The following is a 26457-nucleotide window of genomic DNA, read 5'->3' on the forward strand; positions in this document are numbered from 1 at the left end:
CGAGGGTAAACCGTATGAAAATCATCAGCAAAGACTTACGCGACGGCGAAAAGCTGCCGGAACGACACGTTTTTAACGGGATGGGCTATCAGGGAGATAATATCTCTCCCCATCTGGCGTGGGACGATGTGCCCGCCGGAACCAAAAGCTTTGTCGTGACCTGCTACGATCCGGACGCCCCGACCGGCTCCGGCTGGTGGCACTGGATTGTGGCAAACCTGCCTGCGGATACGCGCGTGCTGCCGCAGGGTTCCGGCTCCGACCTGGTTGCCCTCCCTGAAGGTGCAATACAGACGCGCACTGATTTTGGCAAAGCGGGCTACGGCGGCGCGGCGCCGCCAAAAGGGGAAACCCACCGCTATATCTTCACGGTGCACGCGCTGGACGTGGATAAGATTGAGGTCGACGAAGGGGCAAGCGGCGCGATGGTGGGCTTTAACGTGCATTTCCATTCGCTCGGGAGCGCATCGATTACGGCGATGTATTCGTAATCCTGCGGTCTGATGGCCCCTCACCCCAGCCCTCTCCCACTGTACGGTCCGGGGACATGGTAGACAGGTGTTCGGGGACATGGTGAACACTTTTTAACATCCTTTACCCATGGTGATCGACTTTTTCTTCAGGTCGATCACCCCCACTTTCGTGCTGTACCACCACACCTCGTAGCGGCCGTCTTCCTGCATCTCCTTCAGCCCGACCCGTTCTCCCCTGAACGCCTTGCCTGCGCTCAGACTTACCCCTTTCACGCTCAGCTTTCCGCTGATATCCACTTTCCTGACCATCACGCCCTCGTCGTATTCCGGGGGCGGTGTGTTGCCGCTGTACTGCCGTGCAGACGGCTTATATCGCGAGCCCGGTACCGCCATATCCAGCGCCTCATGCGGGCGTTCAAGGTTATAGACCGTCCGCCAGTGGTCGAAGGCGCGCTGCAGTTCGCCCTCGTTCGCGAACCACTTCCCCTGCAGCACCTCCGTCTTCAGGCTGCGGTGAAAACGCTCCAGCTTGCCCTGCGTCTGCGGATGATACGGCCGGGAGCGCCCCACCCGGATACCATGGCGCATCAGCCACAGCTCCAGCGCCGTCCAGGTACCGGTGGTGTCTCCCCACGGTGAGCCGTTATCCATCGTCATCCGGTCCGGCAGGCCGTAACGCTCAAACACGCTGACCAGCTGCTGCTGCACGGTCTCGCGCCGTTCATCGGTACAGTGCGCCAGGCACAGGGAAAAACGGGAGTGGTCGTCCAGCAGGGTGAGCGGATGGCAGCGGCCCCCGCCAAAGGAAAAGTGGCCCTTAAAATCCATCTGCCAGAGCCGGTTCGGCGCGTCATGTTCGAACCGCCCCGTGGCGGGAATGCCCGGTAAAGTGCCCGGCAGCAGGCCGTGACGGGCCATCAGGTTATGAACGGTGCTGAAGGCGGGCATATGGTGCCCCTGGTCTTCCAGCCAGCGCTTTATCTTGCGTGCGCCCCAGCGTTGATGGCGGCCATGGGCCATACGCAGCAGGGCAGTGATGTCGTCAGATGAGCGGTTCGGGGAATGGTGCGGTATGCGCGGGCGGTCCTGAAGGCCGGAGGCACCTTCCTCTCCCCAGCGGCGAAGCCACTTGTAGCCGGTCGCAGGTGAAATGCCAAAGTGACGGCAGAGGGAACGGATGTTCGCCCCGTCCTGCGAGGCGAACAAAACAAACTCGGTACGTAATGACATGGTATCTCTCGCATCCCAGGGCATAAGCGACTCCATAAACGGGTTCTTATGCCTTAGTTGTAAGTGTCTACCATGTCCCCGAACAAGTGTTCACTATGTCCCCGGACCGTACACCCACGGGGAGAGGGTGTTCAAGTCCCCTCGCCCCTTTGGGGAGAGGGTTAGGGTGAGGGGAAACATCACAGCACCGGCGGCAGCAACCCCACCAGCCGTCCTTCGTCCAGAAGCTGCATCGCCTTATCAATATCCGGGGCAAAGAAGCGGTCGTCATCGTAGTGCGTAACGTGCTCGCGCAGCGCGTGACGCGCCTGCTCCAGCAGCGGGCTGGACGTCAGCCCTTCGCGCAGATCGATGCCCTGACACGCCGCCAGCCACTCTACCGCCAGCACGCCGCGGGTGTTGGCGGCCATCTCCCACAGGCGACGCCCGGCAGCCGGGGCCATCGAGACGTGATCCTCCTGGTTTGCGGAGGTGGGCAGGCTGTCCACGCTGTGCGGATGCGACAGCGCTTTGTTCTCGCTCGCCAGCGCCGCGGCGGTCACCTGGGCGATCATGAAGCCCGAGTTTACGCCGCCGTTGCGCACCAGGAACGGCGGCAGCTGGGACATATGCTTATCCATCATCAGCGCAATGCGGCGCTCGGACAGCGCGCCCACTTCGGCAACCGCCAGCGCAATATTATCCGCCGCCATCGCCACGGGTTCGGCGTGGAAGTTGCCCCCGGACACCACCTCGTTTTCCTGCGCAAACACCAGCGGGTTATCGGACACCGCATTGGCTTCCACCAGCAGCACCTCTGCCGCCTGACGAAGCTGCGTCAGGCACGCGCCCATCACCTGCGGCTGACAGCGCAGGGAATACGGATCCTGCACCTTCTCACAGTTGTGGTGTGAATCGGCAATGGCGCTGGTGTCGGTGAGCAGATGACGGTACATCGCGGCGGCATCAATCTGGCCGCGCTGGCCGCGCACCTCGTGAATACGCGCGTCGAACGGCCGACGCGAGCCGAGCACCGCCTCGGTGGTCAGCGCGCCGCAGACCACCGCCGACGCAAACAGATCTTCCGCTTCAAACAGGCCGCGCAGCGCGAAAGCCGTCGATGCCTGAGTGCCGTTGAGCAGTGCCAGCCCCTCTTTTGCCGCGAGGGTGACTGGCGCCAGCCCGGCTTTCTTCAGCGCCTCTCTGGCAGGCAGCCACTCCCCCTGCCAGCGGGCCTGGCCCTCGCCCAGCAGCAGCAGGGACATATGCGCCAGCGGCGCCAGATCGCCCGATGCACCGACGGAGCCTTTTGCCGGGATCCACGGATAAACTTCTGCATTAACCAGCGCCATCAGCGCCTGGATCACGCTCAGACGAATGCCGGAAAAACCGCGCGCCAGGCTGTTGATTTTCAACACCATCATCAGGCGGACAATGTCGTCGTCCAGCGGCTGGCCAACGCCCGCCGCGTGCGACAGCACCAGCGAACGCTGTAAATTCTCCAGATCGTGCGTGGCAATGCGGGTCTGGGCCAGCAGGCCAAAACCGGTGTTGATGCCGTAAGCGGTGCGCCCTTCAGCCACGATGGCCTCGACGCACGCCACGCTGTCGTTAATCGCACGGTGGGCGCTTTCATCAAGCGTGAGCGTGACCGGCTGGCGCCAGACGCGACGTAGCTGTTTGAGCGTCAGCGAGCCGGGAGTAACAGTTAAGGCGTTCATGCAGGCTTTCCTTCTGTGGCGGTAATCATCGGCAGGTTCAGCCCCTGCTCTCTGGCACAGTCAATGGCAATCTCGTAACCCGCATCCGCATGGCGCATTACGCCCGTCGCCGGGTCGTTGTGCAGCACGCGGGCAATGCGCGCGGCGGCTTCATCCGTTCCGTCACAGACGATGACCATCCCGGAGTGCTGGGAGAAGCCCATCCCGACGCCGCCGCCGTGGTGGAGAGACACCCAGGTTGCGCCGCTAGCGGTATTGAGTAGGGCATTCAGCAGCGGCCAGTCGGAGACCGCATCGGAGCCGTCGCGCATGGCTTCGGTTTCACGGTTCGGGCTGGCGACGGAGCCAGAGTCCAGGTGGTCGCGACCAATCACGATCGGCGCGGAGACTTCGCCGCTGCGCACCATTTCGTTAAAGGCCAGGCCGAGCTTTTGCCGCCACTCCAGCCCTACCCAGCAGATGCGCGCCGGTAAGCCCTGGAAGCTGATGCGTTCGCGGGCCATGTCCAGCCAGCGGTGCAGATGCTCGTCGTCGGCGACAATCTCCTTCACTTTAGCGTCGGTTTTATAGATATCCTCCGGATCGCCGGACAGGGCAACCCAGCGGAACGGCCCTATGCCGCGGCAGAACAGCGGACGAATATAGGCAGGCACGAAGCCGGGGAAGTCAAAGGCATTGCTGACGCCCATCTCTTTTGCCATCTGGCGGATGTTGTTGCCGTAATCAAAGACCGGAATGCCCATCCTGCTGAAGGCGAGCATCGCGGATACGTGTTCCGCCATCGAACGCTTGGCCGCCAGCACCGTGCCCTCCGGATCGGAATCCGCTTTTTGCTGGTACGTTTCCCAGCTCCAGCCTTTAGGCAGATAGCCGTGCAGCGGATCGTGGGCGCTGGTCTGGTCGGTAACGAGATCCGGGCGCACGCCGCGCGCCACCAGCTCCGGCAGAATATCCGCCGCGTTGCCGCACAGGACAACCGACACCGCTTTGCCTTCGGCGGTGTAGCGCTTAATTCGCGCCAGGGCGTCGTCAAGGTCGGTGGCCTGCTCGTCCACGTAGCGTGTGCGCAGACGGAAGTCGATGCGGCTCTGCTGGCATTCGATGTTCAGCGAGCAGGCTCCCGCCAGCGTTGCGGCCAGCGGCTGCGCGCCGCCCATGCCGCCCAGACCGGCGGTGAGCACCCAGCGGCCCTTCAGCGAGCCGCTATAGTGCTGGCGGCCTGCCTCCACGAAGGTTTCGTAGGTGCCCTGCACGATGCCCTGGCTGCCAATGTAGATCCAGCTGCCGGCGGTCATCTGGCCGTACATTGCCAGCCCTTTAGCGTCCAGCTCGTTAAAGTGCTCCCACGTCGCCCAGTGCGGCACCAGGTTGGAGTTGGCAATCAGCACGCGGGGCGCATTTTTGTGGGTTTTGAATACGCCGACCGGCTTGCCGGACTGCACCAGCAGGGTTTCGTCGTTTTCCAGATTCGTTAAAGACTCAACAATGGCGTCATAGCACGCCCAGTTGCGCGCGGCGCGGCCAATGCCGCCGTAAACCACCAGCTCGTGGGGGTTTTCTGCCACCTCAGGATCGAGGTTGTTCATCAACATGCGCAGCGGCGCTTCGGTGAGCCAGCTTTTTGCAGTGAGGGTGGTGCCGCGCGCGGCGCGGACATCCTGCTTGCGGTATTTATCTGACGACATTGTGTGTTCCTTATAAGGGACAGGTGATGCATTTAGATATACTTGTATAGACAAGCACACACAAGGCCGGATTTAACAGAAAAGATACAATTTTGCTATATTGCGTTAGCGATCACGCTTATCGATCTTATGACATAAAGTGGCCCTGCAGCCGGTAGCGATTCCCCGGGAACAGCAGCTTCGCGTGCGACACAATTTGCGAGGATGACCAGGTACGGCGGCGGATCAGCAGGCAGGGATCGTGCTCTTTAATGCGCAACAGCTCGCATTCCTGCGGCGTGGCGCGCACTGCCTCCACAATATGCTCCCCTTCCGTCAGCGGGGCGACGAGGGAGAGATACGCATGCGGCGTCGTTTGCGTGTAGTCCTGGTTAAGATAGTCCGGGATCAGCCCGGCGTTAACGCAGCGATCTTCAATTTGTACCGGAACGTCGTTCTCATAGTGCACCATCACCGAATGGAAGATGCGCGTGCCCTCCTTCACGTTCAGCTCAGCGGCCTGCCCGGCGCTGGCCTGCGTCTCCTCAAGCACCAGCACTTCGCAATGGTGCTGATGATGACGGGAGGTAATTTCATCGGCAATGCTGCGGATTTCAAACAGCGCCGATTGTCCTTTTGGCTCGGCAACAAAGGTTCCGACACCCTGCAAACGCACCAGCAGCCCTTCATCGGTAAGTTCGCGCAGCGCACGGTTGATGGTCATGCGGCTAAAGCCAAACTGCGCCACCAGCTCGGCTTCTGACGGAATGCGGTCGTGCGGACGCCAGACGCCCGCGGCGATTTTTTCACTGATCGCCTTTTTCACCTTTTCATAAAAAGGTGCGGGCGGGCTGGCCGGTTGCTGCGGTGAGCGTGAAAACATGCTGACTCCTGTAATGTTGTTATGCCCACCAGTGAGCTATTTGCCAGGCCAGTCGGGCGGCTAGCTTCGCGCCCTGACCGTCCCGATCGTAGTGCGGGTTAAATTCCACGAGATCTGCCGCCTGTAGTTTACCGCTTCGGCAGATACGCTCAATCACCGGCAAGAGATCCAGGGCCGGAACCCCCAGCGCCGCAGGGGCCGACACGGCGGGCATTTCTGCGCCGGGCAGCACATCGAGATCGATAGTGAGATAAACCCGGTCTGCCCCCGCGAGCACGCGGTCCAGGGAGGATAACGCATCGCGGCGAAAATGCAGATCTTCCACCAGCGTTACGTTTAGCCGCTCGGCTTCATCCCACAGCGCCTGCGTATTCGCCGCACGGCTTACGCCCAGGCAGGCGTAGTGAAACTCGCGCGATTGGGACGCGCAATAGTGCGCCAGCTGGCGGAACGGCGTGCCGGATGTCGCCCGATCAGCCTTGCGTAAATCCAGGTGCGCATCAAGGTTGATCGTCGCAACGCGTTCAGTGGCGAAGGCATCAAGCACGCCGCGCCCGTGCGCCCAGGCGGTTTCATGTCCGCCGCCGAAAATCAGGGTTCGCATCCCGGACTGCTGGCACGCGGTTACCGCATCGCTCAGCGCCCGCTGTGCCGCCTCCAGGGCGTTGCCTTCAACATAAACAGAGCCCATATCCACCAGCCGCGCGTGTCCCTGATGGCTTGCCATATTCGCCAGCGCGCCGCGCAGCACGTCTGGGGCCTGCGCGGCTCCGGGCCTGCCCTGGTTACGCTTTACCCCTTCATCACACTCAAAGCCCATCAGGGCGATGCCTGACGGCTCGGGGGAGAAGCGTTCACGCTGCCGTATCGTCTGGAAAAGGCGCTTTGCGGTGCTGGACTCGGCGCTGTCGTCACGCCCCTGCCAGACCTGCGGAGAAACGGGATGCCACAGCTTCATGCTATCTGCCCCCTAAATACGCGATGATATAAGGGATTACGCCCCGGCTCGTAAACCATCTCAACCGGATGATTGGCCTCCCAGACGACAAAGTCGGCCACGTAGCCCGCCTTCAACTGCCCGTGCGTCGCGCCGCGCCCCAGCGCCTGCGCGGCATGGCGCGTCACGCCTGCCCAGGCTTCTTCCGGCGTCAGGCCAAACTGGACGCAGGCCATATTCATCGCCAGATGCAGGCTGGCAAACGGGCTGGTGCCCGGATTGTAATCGGTGGCTACGGCCATCGGCACGCCCTGTTTTCTGAGCTGCTCCACCGGGGGACGCTGACGCTCCTGAAGAAAGTAGAACGCCCCCGGGAGTAATACGGCGACCGTGCCGCCGTGCGCCATCGCCTGGATCCCCGCCTCATCAAGGTACTCAATATGATCCGCGGAAAGCCCCCTGTAGCGGCTGACCAGCGCCGCACCGCCCAGGCTGGAGAGCTGCTCTACGTGCCCTTTTACCGGGATACCGAGCGCGGCGGCGGCCCGGAACAGGCGTTCGGTTTGTGCCGGGGTAAAGCCCACGTTTTCACAAAACACGTCCACCGCTTCAAACAGTTCTTTTTGCCAAAGCGCGGGGACGATCTCCTCACAGACCAGCGTCATATACGCGTCCGGATCCTGCCGGTACTCCGCAGGGACGGCGTGCGCCGCCAGCAGCGTCGGGCTGATGTCCACCAGGTTGTTCAGGCCGAGCTGGCGCGTAACCAGCAGCATTTTCTCTTCGGTATCGGCATTGAGCCCGTATCCCGATTTGATTTCAACGGTGGTTACCCCTTCGTTCATCAGGCGCCGGAGACGCTGCTGCGCCAGAGCCAGCAGGGTTTCCGGTGAACTGTTGCGGGTGGCCGTGACCGTGGCGTTAATCCCGCCCCCCTGAGCGCTAATGGTCTGATACGATACGCCGTTGAGCCGCTGCTCCCATTCCGCCGCGCGGTCGCCGCCGAACACCAGGTGGGTATGGCAGTCGATCAGGCCGGGAGTGACCAGACGCCCGTTGAGATCGACACACTGGCGATGCCCGGAGGGGACCTCTGATTCAGGAATAACGGCCAGAATCGTTTGGCCACGCACCACGAGAGCATGCTGCTCTTTCAGGCCATACGGTTCCGGTTCGCCTGCAACCAGGGTTGCCAGTCGGGCATTTCGCCATATCACATCGTCGGGATGAATCTGCTGCATGTGCCTTCCACTTGTCATGGGTTGTATAGACATTTATTTTCATCTGCCGCCGGCTGTCAACCGCCCTGAGGCAAAATGTTATTTATTTGTGATGACTTTCCCGTCCCCTCCGGGCAAAAGTGCAACTTTTCCCCTTTTTATCTTCCCGTTTCGCTCAACTTAGTATAAAAAAGCAGGCTATTTCGTCTATCCAGATAAGACTTGCATACCCAGGAGCATTACCTTGACTATTTCCAGGATTTCCCGTCTGGCGTTGGCACTTGCCTTTGGCGTGACTTTATCCGCGTGCAGCTCAACACCACCGGATCAGCAACCCTCTGAGCAGGTTGCTCCGGGCACCGCTTCCCGCCCTGTTCTGTCTGCGGATGAAGCGAAGAATTTCACCCGTGCGCACTATTTCTCGTCGATGGATCCAAACGCTGCCCCGTGGACGCCTTCTTCTATTAACCTGCCGAAACAGCCAGACTTCGTTGTTGGCCCGGCCGGGGCGCAGGGCGTCACGCACACCTCTATTCAGGCAGCGGTCGATGCGGCAATCACCAAACACAGCGCATCTCGTCAGTACATTGCGATCCTGCCGGGTGAATACGAAGGCACCGTGTACGTTCCGGCGGCCCCTGGCAGCATTACCATTTACGGCCTGGGCGAAAAAGCGGTCGACGTAAAAATTGGCCTGGCAATTGATTCAGAGCTCGACGGCGCGGCCTGGCGCCATCTGGTGAACCCGGCCGGCAAATACATGCCAGGCAAACCGGCGTGGTATATGTTTGATAAATGCCAGAGCAAGCGTGCCGCCACAGTTGGCGTGATGTGCTCGGCGGTATTCTGGTCTCAGAACAACGGCCTGCAGTTACAGAATCTGACCATTCAGAACACCCTGGGCGACAGCGTTGACGCAGGTAATCACCAGGCCGTGGCGCTGCGCAGCGATGGCGACAAGGTACAAATCAACAACGTCAATATTCTTGGCCGTCAGAACACCTTCTTCGTCACCAACAGCGGCGTGCAGAATACCCTCCAGAATAACCGCCTCACGCGCACCCTGGTTACCAACAGCTACGTTGAAGGTGATGTGGATATGGTGTCCGGTCGCGGTGCGGTGGTGTTCGAGAACACCGATTTCCGCGTGGTGAACTCGCGCACTCAGCAGGAAGGTTACGTGTTCGCGCCGGCCACGCAGTCCAACCTCTTCTATGGCTTCCTGGCCGTTAACAGCCGCTTTACGGCTGCCGGTGACGGCGTTGCGCAGCTTGGCCGCTCGCTGGACGTGGATTCCGCCACGAACGGTCAGGTGGTGATCCGCGACAGCGTGATTAACGAAGGCTTTAACGTGGCGAAACCGTGGGCAGACGCGGCGATCTCCAAACGTCCGTTCTCCGGCAACACCGGCACGGTGGATGATAAAGAGAAGGTGCAGCGCAATCTGAACGACGCTAACTTCAACCGCATGTGGGAATACAACAACCGCGGTCTGGGTAGCAAGGTGGTTGCCGAGCCGAAGCAGTAAAATAAGCGTAAAAGGGGGATTTTTAATCCCCCTTTTTACTGCGACTGGATACGTCAGGTACCGAACTTAAGAAACGCATCCAATAGTTGCATAATTGCAACCATGAGTTGCAGGAACAGAATTGCCCATTCCACACCGCTCATACGCCACTCCTTTGGTATAGAGCACTTCTCCTCTGGCTTACCTTTCCGCTGCCTGTCGCCCGAGGTGTGTTGGTTATGTTTTGATGTGCTCCGCAGTTTAGGCACTGTCGGCACCACCCGACAGCCAGGACTTAAAAAGGATCCTGAATTGCGGAACTGCAACACATCAAACCAACGCGCAGAATAATATCAGACCATCACTGTACATAAAAACAGTTGTGGCGAGTTTAGGAATTTATAAAGGGTAATCATATAATCAACTGATTTTATTACAAATATAGAGTTACCATCACGTCATAATTCCTTTTTTAGGCTGATGATGAATTTACATCATCCTAAGCCAATATTATGATGGCCGCGTTGGTTACGTTTTGATGTGCTCACCCGGCTACCACCGGGCGTAAAAAAACCTCGCATTTGCGAGGTTTTTTGCTTTCTGCGGATCAGTGCGCGTTAATCACAACCCACATTGGCCCCTGGCCGACCGCATAGCGCTCTTTCTCTTCCAGTAGCCCCTGCACACCCTTGATCTCATAAAGCGCGATGTGGTGGGATTTCTGCCCCGCCGCAATCAGGTATTTGCCGCTGTGATCGACATTAAAGCCGCGCGGCTGGGTCTCTGTCGGCTGGAAGCCCTCAATCGCCAGCACGCTGCCGTCTTCAGAGACGCTAAATACGGTGATCAGGCTGGAGGTACGGTCACAGGCATACAGGTGACGGCCATCCGGCGTGATATGAATATCGGCCGCCCAGCGGGTGTCGGAGAAGTCAGACGGCATCATGTCCAGCGTCTGCACGCACTCAATCTGACCGTTAGGATCTTTCAGCTCCCACACGTCTACCGAGCTGTTCAGCTCGTTTACCACGTAGGCATACTGCTGATTCGGATGGAAGACCATGTGGCGCGGGCCTGCCCCTTCCACGGTGGTCACTTCCGCCGGGCTTTGCGCGACCAGGTGGCCGTCTTCGCTCAGGGTGAACAGACAGATGCGATCCTGCTTCAGCGCCGGCACCCACAGCGTGCGGTTATCCGGGGAGATGTTAGCTGAGTGGCAACCTTCGAGCCCTTCCACCACGTCGACCGTTTCAACCGGAATACCGTCTTCCAGGCGGGTGACGCTCACGCAGCCTGCATTGTAGGAGCCGCTGAAGATAAAGTTGCCCTTATGGTCGGTAGAAATATGGGTCGGGCTGCCCGGCAGCGGTGCTTCTGCGGTATAGGTCAGCGCGCCATCATCCGGGGAGATGCGGTAGGCCAGAACGCGAAATTCCGGGCGCACGCCGACATAAAGAAAACGTTTATCCGGGCTGACGACCATCGGCTGAACCTGGCCTGGCACATCAACAACCTGAACCAGCGTAAGCGAACCTTCTGTATTCAAACGCCAGACATGGATCTGCTGACTTTCAGGACTGGCGGTATAAACGGTTTGTTTCATGAATACTCCTGATTATTTTTAACGGTGAATGCTGAATTGTAGTTCGGGATTTTGCAGGGATCCGCTCTCGGTGTACCATCCCGACAGGCCTTAAATTCAACATTAACCCGGAAGAAAAAATGACCTCGCGAGTGATTGCCCTGGATTTAGACGGAACACTGCTTACCCCTCAGAAAACCCTGCTCCCCTCTTCTCTCGAAGCCCTTAAAAGAGCCCAGGAAGCGGGGTATCAACTTCTCATCGTAACGGGTCGACATCACGTTGCCATTCATCCTTTTTATCAGGCACTGGGCTTAGATACACCTGCAATTTGTTGTAATGGCACCTATTTGTATGATTATCAGGCGAAAAAGGTTTTAACGTCCGATCCGCTTCCCGTTTCTCAGGCGCTGCAATTGATTGATTTACTGGATGAGCACGCCATTCATGGCCTGATGTACGTGGATAACGCCATGATGTATGAGCGCCCGACCGGCCACGTGATCCGCACCAGCAACTGGGCGCTGTCCCTGCCGGAAGCGCAGCGTCCGGTGTTCACTCAGGTATCTTCCCTGCGCCAGGCGGCGGAGGATGTCGACGCCATCTGGAAATTCGCCCTGACCGATGAAGACACCACCAAACTTAATACCTTCGCTAAACATGTCGAGCACACCCTGGGCCTGGAATGCGAATGGTCGTGGCACGATCAGGTAGATATTGCCCGTAAAGGCAACAGCAAAGGCAAACGGCTGACCCAGTTCGTTGAGTCTCAGGGCTGGTCAATGCGGGACGTGATTGCGTTTGGCGATAACTATAACGACATCAGCATGCTGGAAGCTGCCGGCACGGGCGTGGCGATGGGCAACGCCGATGACGCGGTGAAAGCGCGGGCTGACGTGGTGATTGGCGAGAACACCACCGACAGCATCGCGCAGTATATCTATACCCACCTGCTGTAATCAGGCGGTGATGGAGACGCTCTTGATTTGCGCGTAGAGCCACAGGCCAGGCCTGATGCCTAACTCATCCCTGGCCCACGGGCTGATGCGCGCCCACAGCGTTCTGCTGCCCACCTCCAGCTGCACTTCTACCTGACCGTTATCGTCAAAACACTGCGCCACTCTGGCGCGCAGTATATTGCGGATGCTGGTTTGCAGCGGCGGTTGCAGCACCAGAGAGACGTCCGACGCCTGAATGCGGATCCGTAAGGTCGACTGTAGCGGCGTGTCGATTTTATTGACCCACAGATGCTGATCGCCCAGCGCCAGCGCGGTCATCGCATAGTGCGGATGGTGTTCCAGCACGCTCACCTTCAGAATGCTGCTCTGCTGCTCCTTTGGCAGCCACGGATGCATGACGCTGCTGCCCCACACCTCTTCCAGGTTGCCAAAGGCCTTCACGCCGCCCGCTTCCAGCACCAGCACTTTGTCGGCCAGATGTAAGATCTCGTCCAGCGAATGGCTGACGTACAGCATTGGAACGTTGATTTCACGCGCCAGACGTTGCAGATACGGCAGCAGCTCGCGCTTGCGCGGAATATCCAGCGAGGCCAGCGGTTCATCCAGCAGCAGCAGTTCCGGCGCGGTTAACAAGGCGCGGCCAATCGCCACGCGCTGTTTTTCACCGCCCGACAGCGAAGACGGCAGGCGATCCAGCAGCGGCTCGATGCCCAGCAGCGCCACCAGCTTATCAAACTGTCCGGCCATGCTTTTCGCCATACCGTAGCGCAGGTTGCCGCGCACGCTGTAGTGGGGAAACAGGCGCGCGTCCTGAAACACATAGCCGATGCGGCGCTTCTCAGGTGCAAGGCAGATCTTCTTTTCTGCGTCATTCAGGACGCGGTTATTCAGCACAATGCGGCCGGACTGAGGACGCGTCAGGCCGCTAATCGCATTAATCAGCGACGTTTTGCCCGCCCCGGAAACGCCAAAAATAGCGGTGATGCCGCTGGCAGGCAGCGTTTCGTTCAGCGTCAACGTGTGGTTGCCCAGAGTCTGGGTAAAATTGAGTTCCAGCATCACTGTTTCCCCATCCGTTCACGGCTGAGGCGCGCCAGCCACTCGGACACCAGCAGCGAGACCAGGGCGAGCACGATCGAAATAATGCACAACCGGGCCGCCGCTCCTTCGCCGCCCGGCGTCTGAATCAGGGTATACATCGCCGACGGGATGGTACGCGTCTCGCCCGGAATGTTAGATACAAACGTGATAGTTGCACCAAACTCGCCCAGCGAACGGGCGAACGCCAGCACCGTGCCGACGATAATGCCCGGTAACGTGAGCGGCATCGTGATGGTCAGAAACACCCGCCAGCGGCCTGCGCCCAGCGTGCGGGCAGCCTGTTCTAAGCGGATATCAACCCCTTCCAGCGCCAGGCGGATGGCGCGCACCATCAGCGGGAAGGACATTACCGCCGCGGCAAGCACCGCGCCGCGCCAGCTGAAAGCAAAGGTGAGTCCAAACCAGTCGTACAGCCATTCACCGATAAAACCGCGCCTCCCCATTGAGACCAGCAGCAGATAGCCGACCACCACGGGCGGCAGCACGAGCGGGAGATGAAGAACGCTGTCGAGCAGGGCTTTGCCTGGAAACTTCACGCGAACCAGTAACCAGGCAAAGAACACCCCAAAGGGCAAGCTCAGCGCAACCGCCAGGGAAGAGACTTTCAGGCTCAGCAGCACGGCCTGCCATTCAGGTTCGGTCAATATCATTCGTGAGTCGTAAATCCGTAACGTTTAAAGATCGCGGACGCTTCCGGCCCCTTCAGGTAATCAACGAAGGCCGTCACGGTCGCATTTTTATGTCCATCAACTATCGCAACAGGATATTCCACTTTCTTATGCGAGTCTTCCGGGAAGGTGCCCACCACCTTCACGCCTTTACCGGCAACCGCATCAGAGCCATACACAATCCCGAGCGGGGCTTCGTTACGCTCTACCAGCGCCAGCGCGCCGCGCACGTCTTCCGCAGGTGCCAGCTTCGGCGACAGCGTCTCCCAGGCGCCCAGCTTTTGCAGCGCTTCCTTCGCATAAATCCCGGCCGGGACATGCGCGGGATCGCCTACCGCCAGACGGCCGCCGTTGAGCAGACGGGTCCAGTCCGTCTGTTTGTTAATGGCGATGTCGCCCTGCCTGCTGTTTGCAGGCGCGATCGCCACCAGGCTATTTCCCAGCAGGGTTTCACGGGTGTCCGTTTCAACAGCCTTTTTCTCAACCGCGTAATCCATCCATTTCTGGTCGGCAGAGATGAACAGATCGGCAGGCGCCCCGGCTTCAATCTGGCGGGCCAGCGTGGAAGAGGAGGCAAACGACGAAACGACCTCAACGTTTTTCTCTTTTTTGTATACCGCAGCAATATCCTGCATCGCGTTAGTCAGCGACGCCGCCGCAAAGACCGTGATTTTTCCCTCATCTGCCAGCGCGTGCCCGGTGAGTGAAAGCGTCAGCGTTGCCCCTGCGAAAAGGCGTACCCATGAACGTGCCATTTGAAGCTCCTGTGCGTATCGTTATATAAAAATAAATATAACGATATATCACAGGCGTTCCTAGCGCTAAATCGTACCGATTAATGAGTAAGCTCAAGGAACGTTGTAAATGATATCGGCGGAAAAGAGGGAAACTTGAGAGCAAAACGCCCGGGCTGGCCGGGCGTTTTGGAGGAAATTATTGCTGCTTTTTAGGCTGGTCCCGACGATGACCAATGTTCGAAAAGACGTTGAACACTTCACCCAGGCCGTAGATGGCACCGAGGATGATAGCCATCACTACTGGCACCATGATTACCGCGAATACCAGACTTTTCAACAACTCTAACATGGTTTTCTCCAGATCTTGTGAACGGCTTATTCTACCCTGAAAAGTAATAAAAACATCCCCTTTTGTGCGGTGCGCTTTGCGCATCAGGGCATTTGGGTCACAATAGCCTTTTTGCCGGGACACCGTTATGCAGGCCGAAATTCTCCTCACCCTACGACTTCAGCAGAAGCTTTTCGCCGATCCGCGACGCATCGCCCTGTTAAAACAAATAGAACAAACTGGCTCGATTAGCCAGGGAGCCAAAAACGCCGGCATCAGCTATAAAAGCGCCTGGGACGCGATCAACGAGATGAACACCCTGAGCGAGCAGACGCTGGTTGACCGTGCCACGGGCGGAAAAGGCGGCGGCGGCGCCGCGTTAACGCGCTACGGGCAACGGCTGATCCAGCTCTACGATTTACTGGCGCAGATCCAGCAAAAGGCATTTGATGTGTTAAGCGATGACGACAGCCTGCCGCTGGACAGCCTGCTGGCCGCCATCTCCCGCTTCTCGTTACAGACCAGCGCCCGTAACCAGTGGTTTGGTACGGTAACGGGACGCGATCGTTCCCGGGTGCAGGAGCACATTGAGATCCTGCTCGCAGACGGCACGACGCGCCTGAAAGCCGCCGTCACCGCGCAAAGCAGCCAACGCCTCGGGCTAAACGAAGGTAGCGAAGTGCTGATATTACTGAAGGCGCCCTGGATCGGCATCACGCGCTATCCCGAACATGCAGCAGAAGCGGATAACCAGTTGCGGGGAAGCATCAGCCATATTGTACGCGGTGAAGAACAGTGCGAGGTGCTGATGACCCTTGCGGACGGCCAGACGCTTTGCGCCACCGTTCCGGTAAACGACGCGGCTGAATTAGAAGAAGGTGCTGTCGTGACCGCATATTTCAATGCAGACCGGGTGATTATCGCCACATTGTGCTAAGCGCATTGACAATCCATCCGACTCTGGGTATCCCTGACATCTGTTGCTGCAAAAAATGGGATAACACATGTCATCATTGCATATTTCGCAAGGCACGTTTCGTCTTAGCGATACCCGTACCCTGTCGCTGCCTGAGTTAACCTTACGCGCCGGAGAAAGCTGGGCGTTTGTGGGCACTAACGGCAGCGGAAAATCAGCGCTGGCCCGCGCCCTGGCGGGGGAACTAACCCAGTTGAAGGGTGAGCGCGAGTGTGGCTTCACCCGGCTGACGCGCCTTTCCTTTGAGCAGCTGCAGAAGCTGGTCAGCGATGAGTGGCAGCGTAACAATACCGATATGCTCAGCCCTGGCGAAGAAGATACCGGCCGCACGACGGCGGAAATTATCCAGGATGAGATAAAAGATCCTGCCCGCTGCCGCCAGCTGGCGGAGCAGTTTGGCATTACCGCCCTGCTTACCCGACGCTTCAAATACCTTTCTACCGGCGAGACGCGCAAAGCGCTGCTGTGCCAGGCGCTGATGGGCGAGCCGGAACTCCTCATTCTGGATGAGCCGTTTGACGGCCTGGACGTACAGTCCCGCGCACAGCTGGCCGCGCTGCTGGCGAGGCTCAACCAGCAGGGATACACCGTTGTGCTGGTCCTTAACCGCTTTGATGAAATTCCTGATTTCGTACAGCACGCGGGCGTGCTGGCAGACTGTAGCCTGACCGAAACCGGGGAAAAAGCGACGCTGCTGCGCCAGGCGCTGGTTGCGCAGCTGGCGCACAGCGAAAAGCTGGACGGCATCGCCCTGCCGGAGCCGGATGCGCCATCGGCACGACGCGGGCTGGATCCCGATCAGCCGCGCATCGTACTGCGCGACGGCGTGGTGGCTTATGACGATCGCCCCATTCTTAATCACCTCAGCTGGACGGTTAATCCGGGTGAACACTGGCAGATCACCGGCCCCAACGGGGCGGGTAAATCCACGCTGCTGAGCCTGATTACCGGCGATCATCCGCAGGGGTACAGCAACGATCTGACCCTCTTCGGCCGCCGTCGCGGCAGCGGGGAAACCATCTGGGACATCAAAAAGCACATTGGCTATGTCAGCAGCAGCCTGCATCTGGATTACCGCGTGAGCACCACGGTGCGCAACGCGATCCTCTCCGGCTACTTTGATTCCATCGGCATTTATCAGGCGGTATCGGATAAGCAGCACAAGCTGGTACAGCAGTGGCTGGATATTCTGGGCATGGACAACCGGGTAGCCGACGCCCCGTTCCACAGCCTGTCGTGGGGGCAGCAGCGGCTGGCGTTAATCGTCCGCGCGCTGGTTAAACACCCTACGCTGCTGATTCTGGACGAACCGTTGCAGGGGCTGGATCCGCTGAACCGCCAGCTGATCCGCCGCTTTGTGGACGTACTGATTAGCGAGGGGGAAACCCAGCTGCTGTTCGTGTCGCACCACGCAGAGGATGCCCCGTCCTGCATTACCCACCGGCTGGAGTTTGTCCCTGACGGCGAGCGCTACCGCTATCTGCTCAGCAAAATCGATTAACTGCCGGAGGGCGCTGCCCTCCGCTTTTCAGATAACCTGCAACAATACATCTCTATCTCTTTGATCTAAAATGCACCCAGTCTGTGAAAAAGCGAGTTTGAAAAGCAGTGTAAACGATACCACTATTTTATCCCATGTCACACTTTTAGCGTCTCTGATATGCTATGGTTAATTCATACCATAAGCCTAATGGAGCGTAATATGCGAGTTCTGGTAACAGGTGGTAGCGGTTACATCGGAAGTCATACCTGTGTTCAACTGCTGCAAAGCGGCCACGATGTCGTCATCCTTGATAACCTGTGCAACAGCAAGCGCAGCGTGCTGCCCGTCATTGAACGCCTTTCGGGTAAACGACCGACCTTCGTGGAAGGCGATATCCGCAACGAAGCGTTAATGACCGAAATCCTTCGCGATCGCGAGATTGAGACCGTGATCCACTTCGCGGGCCTGAAGGCGGTTGGCGAATCGGTGGCTAAACCGCTTGAGTACTACGACAACAACGTTAACGGTACCCTGCGTCTGATTTCCGCCATGCGTGCCGCAAACGTCAAAAACTTTATCTTCAGCTCCTCCGCGACCGTCTACGGCGACCAGCCAAAAATTCCTTACGTTGAAAGCTTCCCGACCGGCACGCCACAAAGCCCGTATGGCAAAAGCAAGCTGATGGTGGAGCAGATCCTGACCGACCTGCAAAAATCGCAGCCCGACTGGAGCATTGCGCTGCTGCGCTACTTCAATCCGGTTGGCGCGCATCCGTCAGGCGATATGGGTGAGGATCCGCAGGGCATTCCTAACAACCTGATGCCGTATATCGCGCAGGTGGCCGTGGGCCGTCGTGATTCCCTGGCTATTTTTGGCAACGATTACCCCACCGAAGATGGCACCGGCGTGCGCGATTACATTCACGTCATGGATTTGGCCGACGGACACGTGGCGGCGATGCAGCAGCTGGCAGATAAACCTGGCGTGCATATTTATAACCTCGGCGCCGGGATCGGCAGCAGCGTGCTGGATGTGGTAAATGCCTTCAGCAAAGCCTGCGGCAAGCCGGTGAACTATCACTTCGCCCCCCGCCGTGATGGCGATCTCCCTGCGTACTGGGCCGATGCCACCAAAGCCGATAAAGAGCTTAACTGGCGTGTCACCCGCACGCTTGATGAAATGGCACAGGATACCTGGCACTGGCAGTCACGCCATCCGCAGGGCTATCCGGACTAAGGATTTGTCATGACGCAATTCAACCCCGTCGATCACCCGCATCGTCGTTTTAACCCGCTCAGCGGGCAATGGATTTTAGTTTCTCCGCATCGCGCCAAGCGCCCCTGGCAGGGCGCGCAGGAGACGCCTGCAAAACAGACGCTGCCTCAGAATGACCCGGACTGCTTCCTCTGTCCGGGCAATACGCGCGTGACGGGCGATAAAAACCCGGACTACAAAGGTACCTTCGTTTTTACTAACGATTTTGCGGCGCTGATGACCGACACGCCGGACGCGCCGGAAAGCCACGATCCGCTGATGCGCTGCGAAAGCGCCCGTGGCACCAGCCGCGTGATCTGCTTCTCTCCCGATCACAGCAAAACGCTGCCGGAGCTGAGCGTTGAGGCGCTGAAAGAGGTGGTGTCCACCTGGCAGGCGCAAACGGCGGAGCTGGGCCAGACCTACCCGTGGGTGCAGGTTTTTGAAAATAAAGGCGCGGCGATGGGCTGTTCTAACCCCCATCCGCACGGGCAGATCTGGGCGAACAGCTTCCTGCCAAATGAAGCCGAGCGCGAAGATCGTCTGCAAAAAGCGTATTTCACCCAGAACGGCTCACCGATGCTGGTGGATTATACCCGGCGGGAGCTGGCGGACGGCAGCCGTACCGTGGTGGAAACGGAACACTGGCTTGCCGTGGTGCCATACTGGGCGGCGTGGCCGTTTGAAACCCTGCTGCTGCCAAAAGCGCCTGTTCAGCGCATTACCGACCTCAGCGACGCCCAGCGAGACGACCTTGCGCTGGCGCTGAAGAAGCTGACCAGCCGTTACGACAACCTCTTCCAGAGTTCCTTCCCGTACTCCATGGGCTGGCACGGCGCGCCGTTTAACGGCGAAGAGAATCAACACTGGCAGCTGCATGCCCATTTTTACCCGCCGCTGCTGCGTTCCGCGACGGTACGTAAATTCATGGTGGGCTACGAAATGCTGGCGGAAACCCAGCGTGACCTGACGGCGGAACAGGCGGCAGAGCGTCTGCGTGCCGTTAGCGACGTCCACTACCGCGAATCAGGAGTCTAAAAATGAGTCTGAAAGATAAAACACAATCCCTGTTTGCTGAAAAATTTGGCTACCCTGCCACCCACGTTATCCAGGCGCCCGGCCGCGTTAACCTGATCGGTGAGCATACCGACTACAACGACGGTTTCGTGCTGCCATGCGCCATCGACTACCAGACGGTCATCAGCTGCGCGAAACGCGACGATCGTAAAGTACGGGTAATCGCCGCGGATTACGACAACGAAATTGACGAATTTTCCCTCGATGCGCCGATCGTCACCCACGAGAGCCAGCAGTGGGCCAACTATGTTCGCGGTGTGGTGAAGCACCTGCAAAAGCGCGACAAGAATTTCGGCGGGGCCGATCTGACGATCGGCGGCAACGTGCCGCAGGGTGCGGGATTGAGTTCATCTGCATCGCTGGAGGTCGCGGTTGGCACCGTGTTCCAGCAGCTTTATCATCTGCCGCTGGACGGCGCGCAGATCGCCCTGAACGGTCAGGAAGCGGAAAACCAGTTCGTGGGCTGCAACTGCGGCATTATGGATCAGCTGATCTCCGCGCTGGGCAAGAAAGATCATGCGCTGCTGATTGACTGCCGCTCCCTCGGAACCAAAGCGGTTCCGCTGCCGAAAGGGGCAGCTGTGGTGATCGTCAACAGTAACTTCAAGCGTACCCTGGTGGGCAGCGAATACAACACGCGTCGCGAACAGTGTGAAACCGGCGCGCGGTTCTTCCAGCAGCCGGCCCTGCGCGATGTTTCGCTTGAGGAGTTTAACAAGGTTGCCCACGAGCTGGATCCCGTGGTCACGAAGCGCGTGCGTCATATACTGACGGAAAATGCCCGTACCGTAGAGGCCGCCTCCGCGCTGGCGAAAGGTGACCTGAAGCGGATGGGCGAGCTGATGGCAGAATCTCATGCCTCCATGCGCGACGATTTCGAAATCACCGTGCCGCAAATCGACACGCTGGTTGAGATTGTAAAAGCCACGATTGGCGACAAAGGCGGGGTACGCATGACCGGCGGCGGGTTTGGCGGGTGTATCGTCGCCCTGATGCCGGAAGAGCTGGTCCCTGCCGTCCAGGACGCCGTGGCTAAGCAGTACGAAGCCAGAACGGGCATCAAAGAAACTTTCTACGTCTGTAAAGCATCACAAGGAGCCGGACAGTGCTAAACGAAACACCTACACTCGCACCGGATGGTCTGCCGTATCGCCTGTTAACCCTGCGCAACAGCGCCGGGATGGTGGTTACGCTGATGGACTGGGGCGCAACGCTACTTTCTGCCCGCGTGCCGATGCCTGACGGCAGCGTGCGCGAAACCCTGCTCGGCTGCGCGTCGCCAGAGCAGTATATCGAGCAGACCGCCTTTCTTGGCGCCTCCATAGGCCGCTACGCCAACCGCATTGCCAAAAGCCGCTTTGAGCTGGACGGCGCTGGATATTCGCTGCTTTCAAGCCAGGGCGAGAATCAGCTGCACGGCGGACCGGAAGGCTTTGATAAGCGCCGCTGGAAAATTGCGCAGCAAAATGACGGCGAAGTTTGGTTCTCTCTGGACTCCCTTGACGGAGACCAGGGCTACCCGGGCAATCTCACCGCGACCGCTCGCTTCACGCTGACCGAGGATAACCGCATCGTCATTGAGTACCGCGCAACGGTCGATAAGCCGTGCCCGGTCAACCTGACGAACCACGCCTATTTCAACCTCGACGGTAGCCAGAGCGATGTCCGCAGCCATAAGCTGCAAATCCTGGCGGAGGAATACCTGCCGGTCGATGAAGCAGGCATCCCCTATCAGGGGCTGAAACCGGTAAGCGGCAGTAGCTTCGATTTCCGTCAGCCGAAAACCATCGCGCAGGATTTCCTGAGCGATAACGATCAGCGCAAGGTGAAAGGTTACGACCACGCCTTCCTGTTGCAGGCAAAAGGCGATCTTGCTCAGCCTGCCGCACGGGTCTGGTCCGCTGATGAAAAGCTACAGATGACGGTGTACACCACCGCCCCTGCCCTGCAGTTCTATTCCGGTAACTATCTGGGTGGTACCACGGCGCGCGAGCACAACGCCTACAGCGACTGGCAGGGGCTGGCGCTGGAAAGCGAGTTTCTGCCGGACAGCCCTAACCATTCGGAATGGCCGCAGCCGGACTGCGTGCTGCGTCCGGGGGAAGAGTACGTTAGCGTCACCGAATACCATTTCGTTCCGCGCGCTTAAGCCCGGTGGCGCAAGCGTAGCGCCGCCATGTAAAAAGCGTCAGGCCCTCTCCGTGAGGGCTTTTTTATGCGCGTTTTGCTGAAAATAGCGACGATTGCAGACAAAATCATAACCCTGGATTCACATGCATCTTACACTCTCGAACTATTTTCGCTATGGTTAGGGTTAAGCGTTGCTGCTGGCACGGTCACGGCAATATAATGAGAATTGTTATCATTCAAAATGCTTGAGGAGTAAGAAATGGCTAATACTAAGCTTGTCCTGGTGCGCCACGGCGAAAGCCAGTGGAACAACGAAAACCGCTTCACCGGCTGGTATGACGTTGATCTGTCCGAAAAAGGCGTAAGCGAAGCGAAAGCGGCGGGTAAGCTGCTGAAGGAAGAAGGCTTCACCTTTGACTTTGCTTACACCTCTGTGCTGAAACGTGCCATCCATACCCTGTGGAACATTCTGGACGAGCTGGATCAGGCCTGGCTGCCGGTTGAGAAATCCTGGAAACTGAACGAGCGTCACTACGGTGCGCTGCAGGGTCTGAACAAAGCGGAAACCGCAGAAAAATATGGCGACGAGCAGGTTAAGCAGTGGCGTCGTGGTTTTGCGGTAACCCCACCAGAGCTGACCAAAGATGACGAGCGTTATCCGGGTCACGATCCGCGTTACGCGAAGCTGACAGAAGCCGAGCTGCCGCAGACCGAAAGCCTGGCGCTGACCATCGATCGCGTCGTGCCTTACTGGAACGAAACCATTCTGCCACGCCTGAAGAGCGGCGAGCGCGTCATTATCGCGGCTCACGGCAACTCCCTGCGTGCGCTGGTGAAATATCTGGACAACATGGGTGAAGATGAAATCCTCGAACTGAACATCCCTACCGGCGTGCCGCTGGTGTACGAGTTCGACGAAAACTTCAAACCAGTTAAACATTACTATCTGGGTAACGCTGACGAAATCGCTGCAAAAGCCGCGGCCGTCGCCAACCAGGGTAAAGCGAAGTAATTTTCGCGGACATAAAAAAAGCGTGGAGCAATCCACGCTTTTTTATTGCCTGGGGACATTTAGCCGCGACGCGCTTTTACCGCCCCGGCCAGCTGGCGCAGGATAGCGTCGGTATCATCCCAGCCAATGCAGGCATCGGTCACGCTCTTGCCGTAGACAAGCGGCTCGCTGCCCTCAAGATTCTGGTTGCCTTCCACCAGGTGGCTCTCAATCATCACCCCAATGACCGCGTGCTCACCGCCGGCGATTTGCTGACAAACATCCGCACCGACTTCCATCTGCTTTTTGAACTGTTTGCTCGAGTTCGCATGGCTGAAGTCGATCATCACCCGCGGCTCCAGGCCCGCTTTCTCCAGCCCGGCCTTCACTTCCGCCACATGTCTTGCGCTGTAGTTTGGCTCTTTGCCGCCGCGCAGAATGATATGGCAGTCACCGTTACCGCTGGTGTTCACGATGGCCGAATGGCCCCACTTGGTTACCGAGAGGAAGCAGTGTGGCGCGCCAGCCGCGTTGATCGCGTCAATGGCGACCTTGATGGTGCCGTCGGTGCCGTTTTTGAAACCAACCGGGCATGACAGGCCAGACGCCAGCTCGCGGTGAACCTGAGATTCCGTGGTACGCGCGCCAATCGCGCCCCAGCTCATCAGGTCAGCCAGATACTGCGGCGTGATCATATCAAGAAACTCACCGGCAGCAGGCAGCCCGCTGTCGTTGATCTCCAGCAGCAGCTTACGCGCAATACGCAGGCCGTCGTTGATCTGGAAGCTGTTATCCATATGCGGATCGTTGATCAGCCCTTTCCAGCCCACGGTGGTACGCGGTTTTTCAAAATAGACGCGCATCACGATTTCCAGCTCGCCTTTCAGCTCTCCGCGCAGGGCGAGCAGGCGCGCCGCGTACTCTTTGGCCGCGGCAGGATCGTGAATGGAGCATGGCCCAATCACCACCAGAAGACGATCGTCGCTACCTTTCAGGATCTTGTGGATCGCCTTGCGGGCATGGGACACCGTGTTGGCGGCATTTTCGGTGGCGGGGAATTTTTCAAGGAGCGCTACGGGAGGTAATAACTCATTGATCTCTTTAATGCGTAAATCGTCGTTCTGATAATTCATCTTGTTTCCGGCTCTGCCATATCTTTAGTAATGAAAGCAATGCTTTCAATCTAACTTGTCGGCCACGAAGTGTAAACGGGCTTTTACACTTCGCGCAGATAATTCCTGGAATTTACCAAAAATACGCAACAAAATAGCGAAAAATGAGATCTGGCCTAAGCTTTTTACTTGTAACGACTGATTTTAAATATTTATACGCGATCCCATTCTGACATTGCTCGGGAGTACGGGATCTTTCGCCACTGAACAAGATGCACTGTTGGAGAATGTTATCCAGCGTAACGATAAGAACAGGAGCACCATGATGAAAATGACGAAACTGACTACGCTTTTCCTGACGGCAACCCTTACCCTGGCAAGCGGCAGCGTACTGGCAGCCGATGCAAACTCTTCAGGCTCTACCAGCAACGGCGATGCTAATGCCGCTGCTGCTGCGGGCCAGGTCGCCCCGGATGCAAAAGAGAATATCGCCCCTAATAAGGTTGATAATAACGACATCAACACCGGCCACACCAACACCGGCGGGACAAATACCGGCACGATGAACCATGACGGCATGACCACCGACGAGGTTCACAAAAACTCAATGTGTAAAGACGGGAAATGCCCGGACCCGAATGACAAAGTAGGTAGCAATGCCGATACCAAAACGGACGGCACCACCCAGTAATCATCGGTAAGATGAAATAAGGAGAGCGCGTGCTCTCCTTTTTTATTTAAGCTCTTAAAAACGCTACACTAAAAATAATAATAAATCAGGAACGATACCATGGCGCACTCCCACTCTCATTCTTCCCCTTCCGGCGATGAAAACGCCAAACGGCTTCTGCTGGCTTTCGGCGTCACCGCCACGTTTATGGTGATCGAGGTTATCGGTGGATTGATATCCGGATCGCTGGCCCTGCTGGCCGATGCGGGGCATATGCTTACCGACGCCGCCGCCCTGCTGTTTGCCCTGCTTGCCGTGCAGTTTGCCCGCCGTCCCCCCAATGCCCGCCACACGTTTGGCTGGCTCAGGCTGACAACGCTTGCCGCCTTCGTAAATGCGATTGCGCTGGTGGTGATTACCCTTCTTATCGTCTGGGAAGCTATTCAGCGCTTCAGGCATCCGCAGCCGGTAGCCGGGACGACGATGATGGTCATTGCCATCGCCGGGTTACTGGCCAATATTCTGGCATTCTGGATTTTGCACCGCGGCAGCAGTGAAAAAAATCTGAACGTGCGGGCTGCGGCGCTGCATGTGCTGGGCGACCTGCTGGGCTCGGTTGGTGCGATTGTGGCCGCGCTGATTATTATGGGAACGGGATGGACACCTGTTGACCCGATTCTGTCGGTGCTGGTGTCGTGCCTGGTGTTACGCAGCGCCTGGCGCCTGTTAAAAGAGAGCGTGAATGAGCTTCTGGAGGGTGCGCCTACGTCCCTGGACATCGGCGAGCTCAAGCGCAATCTGTGTCGCTCCATTCCTGAAGTGCGTAACGTTCATCACGTTCACGTCTGGCTGGTAGGCGAGAAACCGCTTATGACGCTGCACGTTCAGGTTGTTCCGCCCCACAATCACGACGCGCTGCTTGAACGTATTCAGCACTTTCTTGAGCATCACTACGAGATTGCGCACTCCACCATACAGATGGAGTATCAGGCGTGTAGCGGGCCAGACTGCCACCTGAACGAGGCGCAGTCCGGCCATTCACACGCGCATCACCATTAGCGGGAAAGCGCGCGAGAGCCTCGCTCACGCGCGCTGTTAATCCACATGCGGCTACCGTTAAGGGCGATAAAGGTCAGCAGCATGTATTCCAGCGACATGGCATAAACGCCCTGACGGGCAAAAATCACCACGCTAATCACGTTGATGACCACCCACAGCAGCCAGTTTTCAACGTATTTACGGGTCATCAGGATCATTGCGGCAATTGACAGCACCATCATGCAGGAATCCCAGAACGGGAAGGCGTCCGGCTGAAGCGCAGGCATGGTGACGTTTAACCCCATACCGGACATCACCGAAACCGCAACGCGCGTCAGGAAGGCAAATACCGGATCGATATAGACTGTCATTAAGCCGATAGCCACCACGCAGACAGCGAGCCAGGCGATGGCTTTGGGCAGCGGCAGCCAGCGGATTTGCAGTTCCGCCTCCTGCTGACTGTTTTGCCGCGACCAGGCATACCAGCCATAGATATTGGCCGCAAAGAAGAACAGCTGCAAAAGCAGGCTGGCATAGAGCTGGATCTGGAAGAAGATAATTGCAAACAACGTGACGTTAATCAGCCCGAAAGCATAGTTACCGATCTTCTCAAGGCTGGCCAGCCAGATGCAGAGTAAACCGGCCAGCGTACCCACCGCCTCAATCCACGACAGGTCATAGCCGCCCGCACCAATCGGGATGTGAACCAGGATGTTCTGTGTGCTAAAAAAATCCAT

26 protein-coding genes are annotated in these 26457 nt (G+C 58.1%); 12 read left to right on the forward strand and 14 right to left on the reverse strand.

Annotated elements, in window-relative coordinates; genetic code table 11:
• Positions 1–14 precede the first annotated feature (14 nt).
• Positions 15–491: a kinase inhibitor gene (locus HWQ14_RS20635; protein WP_014169213.1), complete on the forward strand. Its 477-nt coding sequence runs from the start codon at positions 15–17 to the stop codon at positions 489–491.
• Positions 492–584: 93 nt separating this feature from the next.
• On the opposite strand, the gene HWQ14_RS20640 is transcribed toward HWQ14_RS20635, so the two are convergent.
• The 6 genes from HWQ14_RS20640 to hutI all read right to left on the reverse strand — a co-directional run bounded on the left by HWQ14_RS20640 (position 585) and on the right by hutI (position 8128).
• Positions 585–1727 (reverse strand): IS481 family transposase, encoded by a 1143-nt coding sequence (locus HWQ14_RS20640; protein ID WP_432418026.1) that lies wholly within the window; start codon positions 1725–1727, stop codon positions 585–587.
• Between the two features lie 155 nt (positions 1728–1882).
• Positions 1883–3403 carry a histidine ammonia-lyase gene (hutH, locus tag HWQ14_RS20645; protein ID WP_176610850.1) on the reverse strand — a complete coding sequence of 507 codons (1521 nt, stop codon included), beginning with the start codon at positions 3401–3403 and terminating at the stop codon, positions 1883–1885.
• The gene (hutU, locus tag HWQ14_RS20650) at positions 3400–5088 is read right to left on the reverse strand and encodes a urocanate hydratase (RefSeq protein WP_176610851.1); all 1689 of its coding nucleotides are present in this window, start codon (positions 5086–5088) and stop codon (positions 3400–3402) included. Before hutU ends, hutH begins: the two co-directional genes overlap by 4 nt.
• 127 nt (positions 5089–5215) lie before the next feature.
• Entirely contained in the window at positions 5216–5950 is a 735-nt protein-coding gene (locus HWQ14_RS20655) for a histidine utilization repressor (protein ID WP_176610852.1), read from the reverse strand.
• A gap of 19 nt (positions 5951–5969) precedes the next feature.
• The gene (gene hutG / locus HWQ14_RS20660) at positions 5970–6908 is read right to left on the reverse strand and encodes a formimidoylglutamase (protein ID WP_176610853.1); all 939 of its coding nucleotides are present in this window, start codon (positions 6906–6908) and stop codon (positions 5970–5972) included.
• Entirely contained in the window at positions 6905–8128 is a 1224-nt protein-coding gene (gene hutI / locus HWQ14_RS20665; RefSeq protein ID WP_176610854.1) for an imidazolonepropionase, read from the reverse strand. The genes hutG and hutI overlap by 4 nt, the downstream gene beginning before the upstream one ends.
• A 223-nt stretch (positions 8129–8351) precedes the next feature.
• Here hutI and HWQ14_RS20670 point away from each other — a divergent pair, with 223 nt between their 5' ends.
• Positions 8352–9635 carry a putative acyl-CoA thioester hydrolase gene (locus HWQ14_RS20670; protein ID WP_176610855.1) on the forward strand — a complete coding sequence of 428 codons (1284 nt, stop codon included), beginning with the start codon at positions 8352–8354 and terminating at the stop codon, positions 9633–9635.
• Positions 9636–9688: 53 nt separating this feature from the next.
• Here HWQ14_RS20670 and tisB read toward each other — a convergent pair whose 3' ends face one another.
• Both tisB and pgl read right to left on the reverse strand, forming a co-directional pair.
• Entirely contained in the window at positions 9689–9778 is a 90-nt protein-coding gene (gene tisB / locus HWQ14_RS23435) for a type I toxin-antitoxin system toxin TisB (protein ID WP_148420784.1), read from the reverse strand.
• 443 nt (positions 9779–10221) lie between these two features.
• On the reverse strand, positions 10222–11217 hold the full coding sequence (gene pgl / locus HWQ14_RS20680) for a 6-phosphogluconolactonase (RefSeq protein WP_176610856.1): 996 nt from the start codon (positions 11215–11217) through the stop codon (positions 10222–10224).
• Between the two features lie 119 nt (positions 11218–11336).
• Between pgl and HWQ14_RS20685 the strand changes: the two genes are divergently transcribed.
• Complete coding sequence (locus HWQ14_RS20685; RefSeq protein WP_176610857.1) at positions 11337–12155, forward strand: pyridoxal phosphatase; 819 nt, start codon at positions 11337–11339, stop codon at positions 12153–12155.
• Here HWQ14_RS20685 and modC read toward each other — a convergent pair whose 3' ends face one another.
• The 4 genes from modC to HWQ14_RS20705 form a co-directional block, all read right to left on the reverse strand.
• The gene (modC, locus tag HWQ14_RS20690) at positions 12156–13214 is read right to left on the reverse strand and encodes a molybdenum ABC transporter ATP-binding protein ModC (RefSeq protein ID WP_148420787.1); all 1059 of its coding nucleotides are present in this window, start codon (positions 13212–13214) and stop codon (positions 12156–12158) included. It abuts the gene before it with no gap.
• Entirely contained in the window at positions 13214–13906 is a 693-nt protein-coding gene (gene modB, locus HWQ14_RS20695; RefSeq protein WP_176610858.1) for a molybdate ABC transporter permease subunit, read from the reverse strand. Before modB ends, modC begins: the two co-directional genes overlap by 1 nt.
• On the reverse strand, positions 13903–14679 hold the full coding sequence (modA, locus tag HWQ14_RS20700; protein WP_148420789.1) for a molybdate ABC transporter substrate-binding protein: 777 nt from the start codon (positions 14677–14679) through the stop codon (positions 13903–13905). Before modA ends, modB begins: the two co-directional genes overlap by 4 nt.
• Before the next feature lie 178 nt (positions 14680–14857).
• Positions 14858–15010 (reverse strand): AcrZ family multidrug efflux pump-associated protein, encoded by a 153-nt coding sequence (locus HWQ14_RS20705; RefSeq protein WP_003858549.1) that lies wholly within the window; start codon positions 15008–15010, stop codon positions 14858–14860.
• 127 nt (positions 15011–15137) lie between these two features.
• On the opposite strand from HWQ14_RS20705, the gene modE reads away from it, so the two are divergent.
• The 7 genes from modE to gpmA all read left to right on the forward strand — a co-directional run bounded on the left by modE (position 15138) and on the right by gpmA (position 22921).
• Positions 15138–15926 carry a molybdenum-dependent transcriptional regulator gene (modE, locus tag HWQ14_RS20710; protein ID WP_176610859.1) on the forward strand — a complete coding sequence of 263 codons (789 nt, stop codon included), beginning with the start codon at positions 15138–15140 and terminating at the stop codon, positions 15924–15926.
• Positions 15927–15993: 67 nt separating this feature from the next.
• Positions 15994–17466 (forward strand): molybdate ABC transporter ATP-binding protein ModF, encoded by a 1473-nt coding sequence (modF, locus tag HWQ14_RS20715; RefSeq protein WP_176610860.1) that lies wholly within the window; start codon positions 15994–15996, stop codon positions 17464–17466.
• 201 nt (positions 17467–17667) lie between these two features.
• Positions 17668–18684, forward strand: coding sequence for a UDP-glucose 4-epimerase GalE (gene galE, locus HWQ14_RS20720; protein WP_176610861.1), 1017 nt, complete (start codon positions 17668–17670; stop codon positions 18682–18684).
• Between the two features lie 9 nt (positions 18685–18693).
• Positions 18694–19740 carry a galactose-1-phosphate uridylyltransferase gene (gene galT, locus HWQ14_RS20725; protein ID WP_176610862.1) on the forward strand — a complete coding sequence of 349 codons (1047 nt, stop codon included), beginning with the start codon at positions 18694–18696 and terminating at the stop codon, positions 19738–19740.
• A 2-nt stretch (positions 19741–19742) separates the two neighbouring features.
• Positions 19743–20891: a galactokinase gene (galK, locus tag HWQ14_RS20730; protein ID WP_148420794.1), complete on the forward strand. Its 1149-nt coding sequence runs from the start codon at positions 19743–19745 to the stop codon at positions 20889–20891.
• A complete protein-coding gene (galM, locus tag HWQ14_RS20735; protein WP_176610863.1) occupies positions 20885–21928 on the forward strand; it encodes a galactose-1-epimerase in 1044 nt (347 codons plus the stop codon). The genes galK and galM overlap by 7 nt, the downstream gene beginning before the upstream one ends.
• Positions 21929–22168: 240 nt before the next feature.
• On the forward strand, positions 22169–22921 hold the full coding sequence (gene gpmA / locus HWQ14_RS20740; protein ID WP_148420796.1) for a 2,3-diphosphoglycerate-dependent phosphoglycerate mutase: 753 nt from the start codon (positions 22169–22171) through the stop codon (positions 22919–22921).
• Between the two features lie 59 nt (positions 22922–22980).
• On the opposite strand, the gene aroG is transcribed toward gpmA, so the two are convergent.
• On the reverse strand, positions 22981–24033 hold the full coding sequence (gene aroG / locus HWQ14_RS20745; protein ID WP_176610864.1) for a 3-deoxy-7-phosphoheptulonate synthase AroG: 1053 nt from the start codon (positions 24031–24033) through the stop codon (positions 22981–22983).
• 304 nt (positions 24034–24337) lie between these two features.
• On the opposite strand from aroG, the gene HWQ14_RS20750 reads away from it, so the two are divergent.
• Together HWQ14_RS20750 and zitB are read left to right on the forward strand one after the other, a co-directional pair.
• Complete coding sequence (locus HWQ14_RS20750; protein ID WP_176611235.1) at positions 24338–24703, forward strand: protein YbgS; 366 nt, start codon at positions 24338–24340, stop codon at positions 24701–24703.
• A gap of 99 nt (positions 24704–24802) precedes the next feature.
• The gene (gene zitB, locus HWQ14_RS20755; RefSeq protein WP_176610865.1) at positions 24803–25741 is read left to right on the forward strand and encodes a CDF family zinc transporter ZitB; all 939 of its coding nucleotides are present in this window, start codon (positions 24803–24805) and stop codon (positions 25739–25741) included.
• Here zitB and pnuC read toward each other — a convergent pair.
• Entirely contained in the window at positions 25738–26457 is a 720-nt protein-coding gene (pnuC, locus tag HWQ14_RS20760) for a nicotinamide riboside transporter PnuC (RefSeq protein ID WP_176610866.1), read from the reverse strand. The two genes, zitB and pnuC, sit on opposite strands and share 4 nt — an antisense overlap.

Source organism: Enterobacter cloacae, from assembly GCF_013375935.1.
In the GTDB taxonomy this organism is placed as follows: Bacteria; Pseudomonadota; Gammaproteobacteria; order Enterobacterales; family Enterobacteriaceae; genus Enterobacter; species Enterobacter pasteurii.

Bases quoted from the DNA above. Each gene is read 5' to 3' on its own strand.
- modE (WP_176610859.1), top strand. From the start codon at position 15,138: ATGCAGGCCGAAATTCTCCTCACCCTACGACTTCAGCAGAAGCTTTTC.
- galT (WP_176610862.1), top strand. From the start codon at position 18,694: ATGACGCAATTCAACCCCGTCGATCACCCGCATCGTCGTTTTAACCCG.
- hutI (WP_176610854.1), bottom strand. From the start codon at position 8,128: ATGCAGCAGATTCATCCCGACGATGTGATATGGCGAAATGCCCGACTG.
- hutG (WP_176610853.1), bottom strand. From the start codon at position 6,908: ATGAAGCTGTGGCATCCCGTTTCTCCGCAGGTCTGGCAGGGGCGTGAC.
- hutH (WP_176610850.1), bottom strand. From the start codon at position 3,403: ATGAACGCCTTAACTGTTACTCCCGGCTCGCTGACGCTCAAACAGCTA.
- pgl (WP_176610856.1), bottom strand. From the start codon at position 11,217: ATGAAACAAACCGTTTATACCGCCAGTCCTGAAAGTCAGCAGATCCAT.
- galE (WP_176610861.1), top strand. From the start codon at position 17,668: ATGCGAGTTCTGGTAACAGGTGGTAGCGGTTACATCGGAAGTCATACC.
- gpmA (WP_148420796.1), top strand. From the start codon at position 22,169: ATGGCTAATACTAAGCTTGTCCTGGTGCGCCACGGCGAAAGCCAGTGG.
- HWQ14_RS20635 (WP_014169213.1), top strand. From the start codon at position 15: ATGAAAATCATCAGCAAAGACTTACGCGACGGCGAAAAGCTGCCGGAA.
- pnuC (WP_176610866.1), bottom strand. From the start codon at position 26,457: ATGGATTTTTTTAGCACACAGAACATCCTGGTTCACATCCCGATTGGT.
- hutU (WP_176610851.1), bottom strand. From the start codon at position 5,088: ATGTCGTCAGATAAATACCGCAAGCAGGATGTCCGCGCCGCGCGCGGC.
- aroG (WP_176610864.1), bottom strand. From the start codon at position 24,033: ATGAATTATCAGAACGACGATTTACGCATTAAAGAGATCAATGAGTTA.
- modF (WP_176610860.1), top strand. From the start codon at position 15,994: ATGTCATCATTGCATATTTCGCAAGGCACGTTTCGTCTTAGCGATACC.
- tisB (WP_148420784.1), bottom strand. From the start codon at position 9,778: ATGAGCGGTGTGGAATGGGCAATTCTGTTCCTGCAACTCATGGTTGCA.
- modC (WP_148420787.1), bottom strand. From the start codon at position 13,214: ATGCTGGAACTCAATTTTACCCAGACTCTGGGCAACCACACGTTGACG.
- modB (WP_176610858.1), bottom strand. From the start codon at position 13,906: ATGATATTGACCGAACCTGAATGGCAGGCCGTGCTGCTGAGCCTGAAA.
- HWQ14_RS20750 (WP_176611235.1), top strand. From the start codon at position 24,338: ATGAAAATGACGAAACTGACTACGCTTTTCCTGACGGCAACCCTTACC.
- galK (WP_148420794.1), top strand. From the start codon at position 19,743: ATGAGTCTGAAAGATAAAACACAATCCCTGTTTGCTGAAAAATTTGGC.
- HWQ14_RS20640 (WP_432418026.1), bottom strand. From the start codon at position 1,727: ATGCCCTGGGATGCGAGAGATACCATGTCATTACGTACCGAGTTTGTT.
- HWQ14_RS20655 (WP_176610852.1), bottom strand. From the start codon at position 5,950: ATGTTTTCACGCTCACCGCAGCAACCGGCCAGCCCGCCCGCACCTTTT.
- HWQ14_RS20685 (WP_176610857.1), top strand. From the start codon at position 11,337: ATGACCTCGCGAGTGATTGCCCTGGATTTAGACGGAACACTGCTTACC.
- modA (WP_148420789.1), bottom strand. From the start codon at position 14,679: ATGGCACGTTCATGGGTACGCCTTTTCGCAGGGGCAACGCTGACGCTT.
- zitB (WP_176610865.1), top strand. From the start codon at position 24,803: ATGGCGCACTCCCACTCTCATTCTTCCCCTTCCGGCGATGAAAACGCC.
- HWQ14_RS20705 (WP_003858549.1), bottom strand. From the start codon at position 15,010: ATGTTAGAGTTGTTGAAAAGTCTGGTATTCGCGGTAATCATGGTGCCA.